At 41.0% G+C, this 12,707-nt stretch carries 16 protein-coding genes and 3 pseudogenes; 5 read left to right on the top strand and 14 right to left on the bottom strand.

Annotation, left to right across the window (positions count from 1 at the left end; genetic code table 11):
• Window positions 1-552 (top strand): annotated as a pseudogene (locus AC075J_RS14705) (NAD(P)-dependent oxidoreductase); the annotation flags it as partial.
• 63 nt (window positions 553-615) lie between these two features.
• On the opposite strand, the gene AC075J_RS14710 reads toward AC075J_RS14705, so the two are convergent.
• From AC075J_RS14710 to AC075J_RS14720, 3 genes and pseudogenes are all read right to left on the bottom strand, one after another.
• Complete coding sequence (locus AC075J_RS14710) at window positions 616-993, bottom strand: hypothetical protein (RefSeq protein ID WP_119252694.1); 378 nt, start codon at window positions 991-993, stop codon at window positions 616-618.
• 60 nt (window positions 994-1,053) lie between these two features.
• Entirely contained in the window at window positions 1,054-1,605 is a 552-nt protein-coding gene (locus AC075J_RS14715; protein ID WP_025576904.1) for a flavodoxin family protein, read from the bottom strand.
• 57 nt (window positions 1,606-1,662) lie between these two features.
• Window positions 1,663-1,794: pseudogene (locus AC075J_RS14720) on the bottom strand (DUF6783 domain-containing protein); the annotation flags it as partial.
• On the opposite strand from AC075J_RS14720, the pseudogene AC075J_RS14725 reads away from it, so the two are divergent.
• Both AC075J_RS14725 and AC075J_RS14730 read left to right on the top strand, forming a co-directional pair.
• Window positions 1,732-1,893: pseudogene (locus AC075J_RS14725) on the top strand (DUF6783 domain-containing protein). The pseudogenes AC075J_RS14720 and AC075J_RS14725 sit on opposite strands and share 63 nt — an antisense overlap.
• 235 nt (window positions 1,894-2,128) lie before the next feature.
• Window positions 2,129-3,490 carry a CapA family protein gene (locus AC075J_RS14730; protein WP_476390470.1) on the top strand — a complete coding sequence of 454 codons (1,362 nt, stop codon included), beginning with the start codon at window positions 2,129-2,131 and terminating at the stop codon, window positions 3,488-3,490.
• A 210-nt stretch (window positions 3,491-3,700) separates the two neighbouring features.
• On the opposite strand, the gene queA is transcribed toward AC075J_RS14730, so the two are convergent.
• The 11 genes from queA to AC075J_RS14785 form a co-directional block, all read right to left on the bottom strand.
• Window positions 3,701-4,726 carry a tRNA preQ1(34) S-adenosylmethionine ribosyltransferase-isomerase QueA gene (gene queA, locus AC075J_RS14735; RefSeq protein WP_025576906.1) on the bottom strand — a complete coding sequence of 342 codons (1,026 nt, stop codon included), beginning with the start codon at window positions 4,724-4,726 and terminating at the stop codon, window positions 3,701-3,703.
• Complete coding sequence (gene trmD, locus AC075J_RS14740) at window positions 4,723-5,481, bottom strand: tRNA (guanosine(37)-N1)-methyltransferase TrmD (RefSeq protein WP_008704678.1); 759 nt, start codon at window positions 5,479-5,481, stop codon at window positions 4,723-4,725. Before trmD ends, queA begins: the two co-directional genes overlap by 4 nt.
• On the bottom strand, window positions 5,482-5,985 hold the full coding sequence (gene rimM, locus AC075J_RS14745; RefSeq protein WP_022380627.1) for a ribosome maturation factor RimM: 504 nt from the start codon (window positions 5,983-5,985) through the stop codon (window positions 5,482-5,484).
• Between the two features lie 144 nt (window positions 5,986-6,129).
• Window positions 6,130-6,360, bottom strand: a complete 231-nt coding sequence (locus tag AC075J_RS14750) for a KH domain-containing protein (RefSeq protein ID WP_008704683.1) — start codon at window positions 6,358-6,360, stop codon at window positions 6,130-6,132.
• 63 nt (window positions 6,361-6,423) lie between these two features.
• Complete coding sequence (gene rpsP, locus AC075J_RS14755; RefSeq protein WP_008704685.1) at window positions 6,424-6,669, bottom strand: 30S ribosomal protein S16; 246 nt, start codon at window positions 6,667-6,669, stop codon at window positions 6,424-6,426.
• 113 nt (window positions 6,670-6,782) lie between these two features.
• Entirely contained in the window at window positions 6,783-8,138 is a 1,356-nt protein-coding gene (gene ffh, locus AC075J_RS14760) for a signal recognition particle protein (RefSeq protein WP_008704686.1), read from the bottom strand.
• A 3-nt stretch (window positions 8,139-8,141) separates the two neighbouring features.
• Window positions 8,142-8,465: a YlxM family DNA-binding protein gene (ylxM, locus tag AC075J_RS14765; RefSeq protein WP_008704687.1), complete on the bottom strand. Its 324-nt coding sequence runs from the start codon at window positions 8,463-8,465 to the stop codon at window positions 8,142-8,144.
• A gap of 216 nt (window positions 8,466-8,681) precedes the next feature.
• Entirely contained in the window at window positions 8,682-9,896 is a 1,215-nt protein-coding gene (locus tag AC075J_RS14770; RefSeq protein ID WP_055149869.1) for a tyrosine-type recombinase/integrase, read from the bottom strand.
• A gap of 375 nt (window positions 9,897-10,271) precedes the next feature.
• Window positions 10,272-10,568, bottom strand: coding sequence for a hypothetical protein (locus AC075J_RS14775; RefSeq protein WP_118616862.1), 297 nt, complete (start codon window positions 10,566-10,568; stop codon window positions 10,272-10,274).
• Window positions 10,555-10,902: a hypothetical protein gene (locus AC075J_RS14780; protein WP_118521095.1), complete on the bottom strand. Its 348-nt coding sequence runs from the start codon at window positions 10,900-10,902 to the stop codon at window positions 10,555-10,557. Before AC075J_RS14780 ends, AC075J_RS14775 begins: the two co-directional genes overlap by 14 nt.
• Window positions 10,903-11,131: 229 nt before the next feature.
• Window positions 11,132-11,455 carry a hypothetical protein gene (locus tag AC075J_RS14785; protein ID WP_118616863.1) on the bottom strand — a complete coding sequence of 108 codons (324 nt, stop codon included), beginning with the start codon at window positions 11,453-11,455 and terminating at the stop codon, window positions 11,132-11,134.
• A 326-nt stretch (window positions 11,456-11,781) separates the two neighbouring features.
• On the opposite strand from AC075J_RS14785, the gene AC075J_RS14790 reads away from it, so the two are divergent.
• Both AC075J_RS14790 and AC075J_RS14795 read left to right on the top strand, forming a co-directional pair.
• Window positions 11,782-12,507, top strand: a complete 726-nt coding sequence (locus AC075J_RS14790; RefSeq protein WP_243097007.1) for a restriction endonuclease — start codon at window positions 11,782-11,784, stop codon at window positions 12,505-12,507.
• On the top strand, window positions 12,507-12,695 hold the full coding sequence (locus tag AC075J_RS14795; protein WP_118046005.1) for a hypothetical protein: 189 nt from the start codon (window positions 12,507-12,509) through the stop codon (window positions 12,693-12,695). Before AC075J_RS14790 ends, AC075J_RS14795 begins: the two co-directional genes overlap by 1 nt.
• The last annotated feature ends 12 nt before the right edge of the window (window positions 12,696-12,707 follow it).

Consider the following 12,707-nt stretch of genomic DNA (forward strand, 5'->3'; position numbering starts at 1 on the left):
CTGCCGGAATCATTGGTACCGGAAAAATTGGCCAGGCAATGGCAAAAATCTGCAAAGGTTTTGGTATGAGAGTTATCGCTTACGATCTTTTCCCGAATAAAAGCCTGGATTATCTGGAATATGTATCTCTGGATGAGCTTCTGGCAACCAGTGATCTCATCAGTCTTCACTGCCCGCTTACAGAAGAAACCAAACACATCATCAATGAAGAAACTATCGCCAAAATGAAAGATGGTGTAATTCTTGTAAACACTTCCCGCGGCGGCCTGATCAAGCACAGAGGACCTGATTTCCGGAATCCGTGATCATAAGTTCTTTGCAGTAGGACTGGATGTTTATGAAGAAGAGACTGATTTCGTATTCGAGGATATGTCCGAGCGTATTCTGCAGAGCTCCATTACCCAGCGCCTGCTTTCCTTCCCGAATGTAGTGATGACTTCTCATCAGGGATTCTTTACAAAAGAAGCACTGACTAACATTGCCGAGACTACTCTCGAAAATGCGAAAGCATTTATGGATGGAAACGAACTGAAGAACGAGGTTCTTTCCTGATAATTACAGAAATATGATCAGGGGGCTGTCGCAATAATACTTCCAGCGACAGCCCCCTTGTGATTATTTTTCAGTTTTAGTTTTAGTTTCTGATTTCGTTGTATCTGCAGAATCTGATGTTTCAGTTTTATCCGCAGATTTTTCTGCAGAAGAATCTGAAGTTTCTGCTTTATCTGTATTTTCCGTTTTATCTGTAGTTTCTGTTGCATCTGTAGTATCTGTAATGTCAGCGGTTTCTTCCTCAGGCTCATCAATCTGTTTCATATCCTCGTCAGAAGTATCTGCATCCATTTCATTCAGCTCTTCTTCTGTCAGCGGTTTAAGATCATCCTGATAAATTTCCTTATTTGTAATATCATCTTCTGACTTCTTCCCACATCCGGCAAGACCGATGGATGCCAGAAGCATTCCTGTAATCATAAAGTATTTTATTTTTTTCATTTTAATCATCCTTTCGTCTGTTCCACATAACGCAAATGGTGTTTCATTTTCAGATAATATTTATTCTGCTGTTCTCAATCTGCCTGCCAGATCTTTTATTTCCTGTATGATATCTTCTCTGTCTCTGACCGGCACTTTGTCTGTACGGTTTACATATACAGTCCCCAGACTGTCACAGCTCATCTGACGAAGCAGCATCTCTGCCGTACTTTCCGCTTTTTCTCTGGGTCCGATACTTCCTGCTGTCAGCAGAACTGCTCCTGTTTTCTTCTTAGGAACAGGTTCTTCTTTACGGATATATCTTGCACTGAAATAGGTCTGCAGTCTGCTCATCACAGCAAGAAGCATTCCCGTAACCTCCTCAAAATATACAGGAGATGCCATAATAATATGGTCACATTCTTCAATGTACGAAAGAACCTCCTGCCATTCATCTTTGACTGCGCATCCTGCATGGTCAAAACACCATCTGCAGTCTATACACGGGCGGATATCTGCCCTGTAGGCATTAACCACCTTAAAATCCCCTCCAAGATTTTCCTGCAGAGTCCGGATCATATATGCAGTTTCACCGTTCTTTCGCGGTGAACCGTTGAATATCAATGTTTTCATCTTTATTTTTCCTCATATTCTTTCCTGAGAAGTGCTATCTCACGTACCCATCTCTCATTATCTTTGAGTGCTTTCAGAGCATGTTTCATACGCTTTAGAGCGTGTCTGAAAAAGGCTTTCTGCAAGATGTGCGTCACAATTTGTGGGATATTTTGCCCGAATGAGGGCGCCGTAGCGGGCTACGGCAACTGAATTCGGGTGAAATATCCCGCAAAGTGGGGCGTGCAGATTGCGGGAATGATTTTTCAGACACGCTCTAGGATAACACATCTCATTCTTTATCTGTAATATTTATGTAACCTTTTGTCATGGTATTATAACAAAAATACGGTTTTATGAAAAGACTTATTTCTTGACGATTCTGTGAATTCTCTATATACTTTGAATATATCCTATAGCAATTACGATTTATTTTTTGTTAATTCTGATCATCTGTTCAGATATTTTAACTGCCCGGTCTCTTTAATATTTTTTTAAATACTATATCTCTAATCTATTATAAACGAAAGCGAGAACTATACATATGAGCCTACAATCCAACAAGCGAAGCCAGACGAAATCTTCTTCTGCACGCAGGAAAGACATCTACAAAAAATCAAAATACTATCAGGAAAAAAGGCAAAAATTGCTGATTGCAACAGGTATCGGTATCTTTGTTCTGGTTTTTATACTTATTCTGGCAGGTATCCGCGGATGCAGCAACTATATGAGTTCCAGACAGGCAGCAGCCAAAAAAGCAGTTTCCATGAACGCTTCTAAGGACAACAGCCAGAAAGCATCCTCAGATTCTCAGAACACGGATTCCTCCAATGCTACAGTATCTTCTCCTGTTTCTCTGACACTCAGTGTTGTCGGTGACTGCACTCTTGGCACAGATGAAACTTTTGATTATGATACCAGCTTAAATGCTTATTATGAAAATTACGGTGCAGATTATTTCCTGCAGAATGTAAAAGATATTTTCTCCACAGATGATCTGACTATTGCAAATTTTGAGGGAACACTCACCGATTCTGATGAACGGGAGGATAAAACATTTGCATTTAAAGCACCCGCATCCTATGCCTCTATTCTGACAGGCGGATCTGTAGAAGCCGTAAATACCGCTAACAATCACAGTCATGATTATGGTGAGCAGAGTTTCAATGATACTCTGGCAGCATTGGACGACGCAGGGATTGTGCATTTCGGATATGATGAAACTGCTGTTATGGATGTAAAGGGAATCAAAGTGGGATTAGTCGGTATCTATGAACTGTACGACCATCTTGAGCGCGAGCAGCAGTTAAAAGACAATATCGCAAAAGTAAAGGCAGACGGGGCACAGCTGATCGTAGTGATCTTCCACTGGGGTAATGAAACGGAAACCGTTCCGGACAGCAACCAGACAACACTTGGACGCATCGCGATCGATGAAGGCGCTGATCTTGTATGCGGACATCATCCGCATGTACTTCAGGGCATTGAAACTTATAAAGGCAGAAATATTGTATACAGCCTCGGAAACTTCTGCTTCGGCGGTAACAGTTCTCCAAGTGATATGGACACCATGATCTACCAGCAGACCTTTACTATTGATGCCGATGGGGTAAAAAAAGACAACGTGACCAATATCATTCCCTGCTCCATTTCTTCTGCTGCCTATGATGGATATAATAATTATCAGCCAACTCCGGCAGAAGGTGATGAGGCAACAAGAATCCTTGGAAAAATCAATGAGCGGAGTTCCTGGATTTCTACTGCAGAAGGCAGTTCTTTTACTGCAAAATATAACAGTAATAATGACTCCCAGAGCAGTTCTGCAGATACAGCTGCTTCAGATAGTGATATCGTTGATATGAACAGTTCAGCTTCAGATGACACAGACGCAGAGACATACGACTAATCCTATGATACCGATAATTCGGACGCCGAATAAATGGAGCCTTCATTCATCCAAAATCACATCAATACTTCAAAAGAGCTGAAAAATCCAGTTAAGGACTTCTCAGCTCTTTTTTATATTTTTACTATGCTTTTATCAGGCAGATAAAAGCATCCTCTTCGCTACTTGCTCATAACCAGATAATTGATTGATATAATTATTTGGGTGACATTATATGATAATCATAGCATCTCCAAAAGAGAAAAATCTGTACTTTTCCTGCACTGCAGTCTCATAGGCATGCATGATATTCTCCTTGCCTGCCAGCGCAGACACCAACATCACAAGTGTGGATTCCGGCAGGTGGAAGTTTGTGATCAGGGCATCAATCATTTTAAAATGATAGCCCGGATAGATAAAGATTTCTGTCCATCCGCTTCCGGATTTCAGAATTCCATCTTCTCCTGTTGCAGATTCCAGTGTTCTGCAGCTTGTGGTTCCTACTGCTATTACACGTTTACCTGCCTTCTTTGTGTCATTGATCAGCTTTGCCTGATCCTCCTCTACTATGTAGAATTCGGAATGCATATGGTGGCTTTCCACGTCATCTACTTTGACAGGGCGGAAAGTTCCGAGACCTACATGAAGAGTCACATGAGCGATATTGACACCTTTTTCCTTTACTTTTTCAAGAAGCTCTTTAGTAAAGTGCAATCCTGCTGTCGGTGCTGCTGCGGAGCCTTCGTTCTTTGCATAAACTGTCTGATAACGGTTCTTATCTTTCAGTTTATGTGTAATATAAGGCGGCAGAGGCATTTCGCCAAGCTGATCCAGGATTTCTTCAAAGATTCCTTCATAATGGAACTGGATCAGACGGTTTCCCTCATCCACCACATCAATGATCTCACCTTTTAAAATACCATTTCCAAATGTGATCTTAGCACCCGGGCGTGCCTTCTTTCCGGGTTTTACCAGACACTCCCAGATATCATTCTCTCTTCGCTTCAGAAGCAGGATTTCAATCAGTGCTCCTGTCTCTTCTTTATGTCCGTATAACCGGGCAGGGATTACCTTTGTATCGTTGATGACCAGGCAGTCTCCCTCTTCCATATAATCCAGAACATCTGTGAAATGGCGATGCTCAATGCTGCCATCTTTTAAAGACAGATGCATCAGTCTGGATGAACTTCTGTCCTCCAGAGGATCCTGAGCGATCAGTTCCTGAGGAAGGTCATAATAAAAATCTGATGTTTTCATTTTATCTGCTCCTCTTCTTCCTTCCACTGTTTCCTTAACTGGCGCACATAGTTCCATTCTTTGTTTGTCAGATCAGCTTTCTTAAGAAGATCCGGGCGTCTTTTTGCCGTGCGGTAAATTGACTGCTCTCTGCGCCACTTTTCTATGTTTGCGTGATGACCGGACATAAGAACCTCCGGTACTTTTTTGCCATGCCACTCTTCTGGACGGCTGTACTGCGGATACTCCAGAAGGTTTCCTGCAAAGGATTCTGTCTCACCGGACTCCTGATTGTTCAGTACACCCGGAACCATTCTTGAAATGGAATCCATCATGACCATTGCAGGAAGTTCGCCGCCTGTAAGCACGTAATCTCCGATAGATACGTAATCTGTGACGATTTCCTCCAGAACACGCTCATCAATTCCCTCATAGTGTCCACAAAGGAATACCAGATCCTCTTCCTGCGCCATTTCTCTGGCCATAGCCTGGTTAAATACCTGCCCCTGAGGAGTCAGATATACAACTCTTGGCTTTTTTGCCGTACGGTTTGCAATCGCCTCATAAGCAAGGTAAACCGGTTCTGCCTGCATCAGCATTCCGGCACCGCCGCCATAGGTATAATCATCCACTTTCTGGTGCTTATTGAATGCATAATCACGAATGTTCACTGCCTCCAGTGTGAGGAGACCTTTTGTGATCGCACGTCCGGTAATGCTGGTATTCATGCCATTTTCAATCATCTCCGGAAACAGGGTTAAAACATGAAAATTCATTTATATTAATCCTTTCATCAGATGAATGGTCATTACATTCTTCTCCACATCCACATCAAGGATACATTCCCTGATAGCAGGGAGCAGAATTTCTTCGCCTTTGTCATCCTCTACTACATAGACATCATTAGCGCCTGTTTCCATTACATCTTTCAGAGTTCCAAATTTGCTTCCGTCTTCGAGAACTACATCCATACCGATCAGGTCTGCAATGTAATATTCATCTTCTTCCAGCTCCTGCGCTTCTTCTCTCGGGATCCAGAGTTCTCTTTTTTTATACATCTCTATATCATTAATATTATCAATTCCCCTGAATTTCAGGATTACAAGGTTCTTGAAATACTTAACATTCTCTATTTCAAGCTTTCTTTTCTCTCTGCCTGTGTCAAGCAGAACATATTCCAGATCCAGAAATCTGTCTGCATCTGTGGTAGGATATACTTTTACTTCCCCGCGTATTCCGTGTGTCGTAGTGATCACACCAACTTTTAATAAATCTTCCATCTGCTGACTCCTATAATTTTCATATCATACGTCATTTGCATTCTGCTTTTATGCCTGCTCACAGCGAATGCTGATCCATATTCCAAATCCGCTTAAACCCAAATCAGGAGCCATGGGATGTTCCACAGCTCCTGACCCTTATTTTCATTGCAGAATATCTACAATCACTTTTTTGCTGCTTTTTGAAGAAGCTGCTTTTACCACAGTTCGGATCGCTTTCGCAATTCTTCCCTGCCGTCCGATAACCTTGCCCATGTCAGCAGGTCCGACTTTCAGTTCAACGATAATCGCGTCTTCCTTTTCTGTCTCAGTAACAACTACTTCATCCGGATTTTCAACAAGAGATTTTGCAATTACTTCCACTAATTCTTTCATTACATACCTCCCTGACCCGTCCCCTGTGGACGCTGCAGAAATACCTTACATGGTAAATCTGAATTATTTTTCGATTCCGGCATCTTTGAGGATTTTTGCTACAACGTCTGTAGGCTGAGCTCCTGCTGCAAGCCATTTTTTAGCTGCTTCTTCATCAACTGTTACAGCGCTTGGCTCAAGGTTTGGATCGTATGTTCCGATTTCTTCGATACATCTTCCATCACGTTTGCAACGGGAATCTGCAACTACGATTCTATAAAAAGGTGCTTTCTTCTGTCCCATTCTTCTTAATCTGATTTTAACTGCCATTGTTTCTTTTCCTCCATTAAATAAAATATATTGTTTTCTTATGTTATATTACTGTTCAGCTATGAAACAGTAACTTTTATGTCAAAGCGTTATCCGCTTCGCTAACTTCTCAATTACAGTCCGAACGGAAGTTTAAATCCACCGCCGCGCTTACCGGCTTTTCCGCCCATAAGACCAGGCATCTGTTTCATCATCTTCTTGCTCTGCTCAAACTGTTTCACCAGACGGTTTACTTCAGAGACATCTACTCCTGCACCTCTGGCAATACGGTTCTTTCTGGAAATGTTCAGTATTGACGGATTACTTCTCTCCTGAGGTGTCATGGAAAGGATAATTGACTTGGTTCTGTCCATGGCTTTCTCATCGATCATTCCCTCAATATCCTTCATCTTACCGCCCATACCCGGAAGCATATTCAGGATACTGCCGATACCGCCCATCTTGTTCATCTGTTCCATACTGGTAAGGTAATCGTTGAAGTCAAAGTCCATTTTCTTTAACTTCTTCTGCATGTCCTGCGCCTGTTCTTTATCGATGGAAGCTTCTGCTTTCTCGATCAGGCTCATGACATCACCCATACCAAGGATTCTGGAAGCCATACGTTCCGGATAGAACTGTTCCAGATCAGAAAGTTTCTCGCCCATACCTACATACAGAATAGGCTTACCGGTTACTGCCTTGATAGAAAGGGCTGCACCGCCTCGGGTATCACCATCCATCTTGGTAAGAATGACACCGTCGATTCCTACTTTATCAGCAAATGTGCTTGCCACATTTACCGCATCCTGTCCGGTCATCGCATCTACAATGAGGATGGTTGCATCTACCTGAATGTTCGCCTTGATATCTGCAAGTTCCTGCATCATATCTTCATCAACATGAAGACGACCGGCTGTATCGATAAGTACGACATTCTGCTGATTTGCCTTCGCATGCTCTATGGCTGCTTTTGCAATATCCACAGGCTTCTGCTTATCTCCCATGGAAAATACTTCCACGCCCTGTTTCTCGCCGTTGACCTGCAGCTGTGTGATAGCCGCCGGGCGGTAAACATCGCAGGCTACTAAAAGAGGTTTCTTACCTTTGGATTTCAGCTTACCTGCAAGCTTCGCAACTGTGGTGGTCTTACCTGCACCCTGCAGACCTGCCATCATGAACACTGTGATCTCATTTCCCGGGCGAAGAGGCAGATCTGTTGTCTCACTTCCCATTAATTTCACAAGTTCATCATTAACAATCTTGATCACCATCTGACCCGGATTCAGACCGCTCATAACGTCCTGTCCGATTGCCTGCTCCTGTACAGATTTAGTAAACTGCTTCACAACCTTAAAGTTTACGTCTGCCTCTAACAGAGCCATCTTTACTTCCTTAAGGGCAAGCTTAACGTCCTCCTCTGTCAGGCGGCCCTTGCTTCGCAACTTCTTAAATACATTCTGCAGTTTATCTGTCAAGCTTTCAAATGCCATATGTTATAACTCCTCTAAAATCTCATTGGAAATATTTACAATTTCATCGGAATGATATTCCCGGGCAAGTACACGGATCTGCTTTACCTGTGCCCGTATATTCAGGAATTTCTCTACAAGATGAAGCTTCTGTTCATACTCTTCAAGGGTCTTGTTGCATCTCTTGATCATATCATGCACACCCTGTCTGCTGATGCCCAGATCCTCTGCGACTTCACTCAGCGAGTAATCCTCCAGCACCACGCTCTCATAAACCTGCTGCTGTCTCTCTGTCAGAAGTTCTCCATAAAAATCATATAAATAACCTTGCTCTACAAACTTCTCCATCTGTAATCACCTTGACTATATTAACCTATTTCCAATGTGCTGTCAAGCATTTTCTCTTGACGAACTAAATTTTATCTTGTTTTGTCTTGTGTTATCCTGCGTAAAATCAACACTTCTCTGATTTGCCATCTTTTTGTCTTACTCCGTCTCGTGTCATCTTTGTCACAAAATTTGTCACAGAAATTGTCACAAAAAGGCCAGCAAAAAAAGGCGCCATTACAGCACCTTTATCGTCTTTATCACCTCTTCCTGTTTTCGCTTTTTCTCCTCTGTCAGATGTGCATAAGTATCAATTGTCACAGATGTTGATGCATGCCCCAGAATCTCACTGACAGCCTTAACATCAGCTCCGGCAGAATATGCCAATGTGGTATATGTATGTCTTGCCATGTGAGGACAAAAGTTTTCAAGCTTCTCTTTTCCATTTTCCTCTGCTTCTTCGTTGTATGATTCTATGATTCGGTTAATCAGATTTAAGAATCCAGGTTCATTCCAGACACGCCCAACAGAATTTGCAAATACAATGTCTGATACCTGCCTCCTGATGTTTCCGGAATCATCTACAAAAGGAATTGACATCGTAGGACCTGCATTCCTCATTTTTTCTTTCAGAAGCATTTTTCGTACCTCATTATTCATCGGAATCGTTCTGACTGATGTTCTGCTCTTCGGAGAAGCCAACGCCATAGTAAAACCGAAGTCTTTTTTCCGGTAACGGTTGACCGTCTTATCAATGGTAAGCATATTATTTTTAAAATCTACGTTATCCCATGTAAGCCCGGCAAGCTCTCCTATCCTTACTCCTGTATTAAATAAGAAAATAAATTCTGGATAAGCATAAGAATACTGGGGACTTGTCTTTACATAATCCATAAACAGTTTTATCTGATCTGATTCTATTGCTGTACGTTTCTTTGCTCCTGTCTGAGGTATCTGGAGATTTCTGGCCGGATTCTTCAGTATCACATCTTCATCCACTGCACATTCAAATACTGCATTTAAACAGCTTTTTAAATTCGTCATGGTAGAAGTTTTCTTTCCATCCTTAATCATTCCATTGACGATTTTCTGGCAGTCCACCTTTTCAATCTTACAGATTGGCTTCTTGCCTATTGTTTTTCTAATATATGTATTGTAATAGGATTTATAGTTGGTGCAGGTTGTCGCTTTACGCCCGCTCTTGGCAAATGTCTCAAACCAATAATCAAAATACTGATTTAATGTCTCTTTTGCTTTCTTTGTGTTGAACCTTGCCCCTTTATCAATCTTACATAACAAATCATTCTCCTGCTTACGGAGATCTGCCAGACTGGCAGCTGTAATTGTCACACGCTCTCCATCAACCATTTTACGGAACATATATCGCTGATTCTTTTCATCGTAGTATTCACCTACGCGGAGGTTTCTACCTTTAATGTCTTTTCTCGCCATAGTAATACCTTTCTTATATTAAGGCAGGGCAGCAGTCCGCCGCCCCTCTGATTATCCCAACAATCTTAAAACATAAGCATGAATTACTTTCAGCCAGTGAAGATTATTACATTTCTGAATCAGTTTAATAGTTTCTTCTTTGTAATCCATATCAATTTCCCCTGTTCTTTAATACTCTGGCAATGAATCTATAGAAGAATTCAAGCAGGCTATCATCATTTACCTTCTGTAATATCTCAATAGTTTCTTTCTTGTAATCCATATTAGTACCCCCACTGCTTCTTAAATGAGACAATTACGTTATACAAAAATTTCAGAAATTTCTCGCTCTGGATTTCATTCAGAAAATTTTCAATTTCTTTTTTATAATCCATGTTATGCCTCCGCCACTTTCACATTATCTTTAATCCGCTTTACCATCAGATAATTAGCAAGGTTATGTACTCTTTTGAGATCTTCCAGATCATTCATCATTAAAGCATCTATAATCAGCCAGAAACGCTCCTGATCTTCCTCTGATAATTCCATAAAGGCTTCATTGCTGGAACAAGCTATCCGAAAGAGTTCTGCCAGCTCATAGATGTGCTGTAATGATCTTCTATCTTTGTTAGCCTGGACAACGTCCATTATTGCTTTTCTACAAGGAACCTGAGTTAAATTACACTTCTCCATTGTTTTCTGCCTCCTGTTCCTTTTTAATCTGCTGGTTATAGCATCCTCTAACAAATCCAAAAGCTAAGTCTAATAGTTCTAAATCATCCATCCTTAACGCCATGCTAATAATATCTGACTGTCTGGACAGTACTCTGGCCTGATCGCGGCTCATATTCCAACTTTCCTCCCAATCTTTCGCCTCTTCTTTTGCCTCTTCCAGCTGTTTTTTGAGATCCGCGATAATCTCAGTTGCAAGAGCTGCACTTACTTCTTCTGTCTCCTGTGCCGGAACGCCTGTAGCCTGCATCACTTCTGTTTCTTCTGATGTTCTCAATGTTTTTTCTTTACTCATGCTTCATTCTCCTCTCGTTCTAATTCGTGTACATAATCACATACTTTAGCAGATATAAATCCACTCAAAAAAATTACAAGAACGTCCATTACTGATATCATACTTTCGTTCCTTTCTTTTGTTGTCTGAGGGGAATGAGTATGTTATAATACGCACAGCCCCTCAATTTTGATCGTTTGTCGGGTTACTTTGCCTTTATCAGAGTTGCCGCTCTGGTAAGGGCTTTTTATTAAATTGTTTCTACCTGAGACTTTCCAAAGAAACTTGCCTTGTATTCTGCGCCGTCTCCCCTGCTTCCCCAGATAAGAGAACATCCGAATAATGCTGATGCTCCATGCTTTACCTTATAACCAAGCTCTTTCCACTTAGCAAAGGTATTGGTTTCCTCTGTAATTCCTGCTGCATGTTTCGCATCTTCGATTCTCTTTGCATTGATTTCTTCTGCCTTTGCAGATAACCATGCTCTGTGAAGTGCTTCTGCAAAGCTGATATTCTTTGTCTTGCGGTAAACTTTCCATGCTTTCAACATGATCTTTGATAAGTTGTACTTCATGTTCTTATCCCTCCCTTTATCGGAATTCCCAACAGCCCCGGCAGGTCTTAAAGCTATCTAAGGTTTCTCGACCGTCTCATTATCCCCTTACCCTTGCCCGGTGTTATGTTAGTGTCTTTGGTACATCTTACAATCACTTCATTTTCACTCTTCGCTGTTGTTCTGTTCCCTTGAACTGATTATAGTATACTATGTACGTAGTTACCTGTCTATTGACTTTTTTTACAAATATGTACGTAGTTTTTTGTATCTTTTTACTATGTACACAGTTTCATCTTTTTGATATAATTTTGAAGTATTAAAATCAACTATAGGGAGAGAGAGATTTGAAAAAAATCACAACATTTTACATTCACCACAAAGTCACAGCATTTTTTACGGCTTTATGGCTTATTTTTATGATTTACATTACAATTACTGGTTTTCAGAAAGACAGTTCACATATTATAGCCGGACTTGTTGCTACTTTAGTTATATTTGTTCCTGGTGCCGTAATAATAGCTCTTGTATGCACCATTATTTCTTCTATAGTCAGAACTTTTTCAGGAATCATCAAAACAAATTCTACTGATTCTAATGACGTAGAACCAATTATTCCGTCATATAGCAAAAGTGATTATGCTCCTGAATCCGCTTCTGAACCAGAAGACACTGTTGAATCTTATATATCACCAGAACCACAAATTCCTGTCTACGATACAATGGAAGGACACGACTTCGAATATTATTGTGCTGAGCTGCTCAAAAATAATGGTTTCTACAATGTTAGTGTTACACAAGGTAGTGGAGATCAGGGAATCGATGTTCTTGCCGAGAAAGGCGGTGTAAAATATGGCATACAGTGCAAATGTTATTCTTCTGATATCGGAAACAAAGCAGTGCAAGAAGCCTTTTCCGGATGTAGATATTATAATTGCCATGTTCCAGTAGTAATGACAAATCGCTATTTCACCAGACAAGCAAAAGATCTTGCCCAGAAAACAAACGTTCTTTTATGGGATAGAGACATTTTAAATAAATACATACAAGTATCTCAAGGAGGAAATCTCTAATGCCTGAAATTTCAACTAAAGCCAAATATGATATCGAATATGCAAAAAATAAACTTAAACGTATTCCTCTTGATGTCCAAAAGGAAAAATACGAAGAAATCAAAGCCGCTGCGACTGCTGCCGGAGAATCCGTAAACGGTTATATCAAAAAAGCAGTTGATCAACGGATGGAACGTGACAACGCATAACTAATATTATTC

The sequence above is a fragment of the Blautia sp. ZXY-1-C6 genome (assembly GCF_056339875.1).

Bases quoted from the DNA above. Each gene is read 5' to 3' on its own strand.
- AC075J_RS14710 (WP_119252694.1), bottom strand. From the start codon at position 993: ATGAAAAAAATAAAATACTTTATGATTACAGGAATGCTTCTGGCATCC.
- AC075J_RS14715 (WP_025576904.1), bottom strand. From the start codon at position 1,605: ATGAAAACATTGATATTCAACGGTTCACCGCGAAAGAACGGTGAAACT.
- AC075J_RS14730 (WP_476390470.1), top strand. From the start codon at position 2,129: ATGAGCCTACAATCCAACAAGCGAAGCCAGACGAAATCTTCTTCTGCA.
- queA (WP_025576906.1), bottom strand. From the start codon at position 4,726: ATGAAAACATCAGATTTTTATTATGACCTTCCTCAGGAACTGATCGCT.
- trmD (WP_008704678.1), bottom strand. From the start codon at position 5,481: ATGAATTTTCATGTTTTAACCCTGTTTCCGGAGATGATTGAAAATGGC.
- rimM (WP_022380627.1), bottom strand. From the start codon at position 5,985: ATGGAAGATTTATTAAAAGTTGGTGTGATCACTACGACACACGGAATA.
- AC075J_RS14750 (WP_008704683.1), bottom strand. From the start codon at position 6,360: ATGAAAGAATTAGTGGAAGTAATTGCAAAATCTCTTGTTGAAAATCCG.
- rpsP (WP_008704685.1), bottom strand. From the start codon at position 6,669: ATGGCAGTTAAAATCAGATTAAGAAGAATGGGACAGAAGAAAGCACCT.
- ffh (WP_008704686.1), bottom strand. From the start codon at position 8,138: ATGGCATTTGAAAGCTTGACAGATAAACTGCAGAATGTATTTAAGAAG.
- ylxM (WP_008704687.1), bottom strand. From the start codon at position 8,465: ATGGAGAAGTTTGTAGAGCAAGGTTATTTATATGATTTTTATGGAGAA.
- AC075J_RS14770 (WP_055149869.1), bottom strand. From the start codon at position 9,896: ATGGCGAGAAAAGACATTAAAGGTAGAAACCTCCGCGTAGGTGAATAC.
- AC075J_RS14775 (WP_118616862.1), bottom strand. From the start codon at position 10,568: ATGGAGAAGTGTAATTTAACTCAGGTTCCTTGTAGAAAAGCAATAATG.
- AC075J_RS14780 (WP_118521095.1), bottom strand. From the start codon at position 10,902: ATGAGTAAAGAAAAAACATTGAGAACATCAGAAGAAACAGAAGTGATG.
- AC075J_RS14785 (WP_118616863.1), bottom strand. From the start codon at position 11,455: ATGAAGTACAACTTATCAAAGATCATGTTGAAAGCATGGAAAGTTTAC.
- AC075J_RS14795 (WP_118046005.1), top strand. From the start codon at position 12,507: ATGCCTGAAATTTCAACTAAAGCCAAATATGATATCGAATATGCAAAA.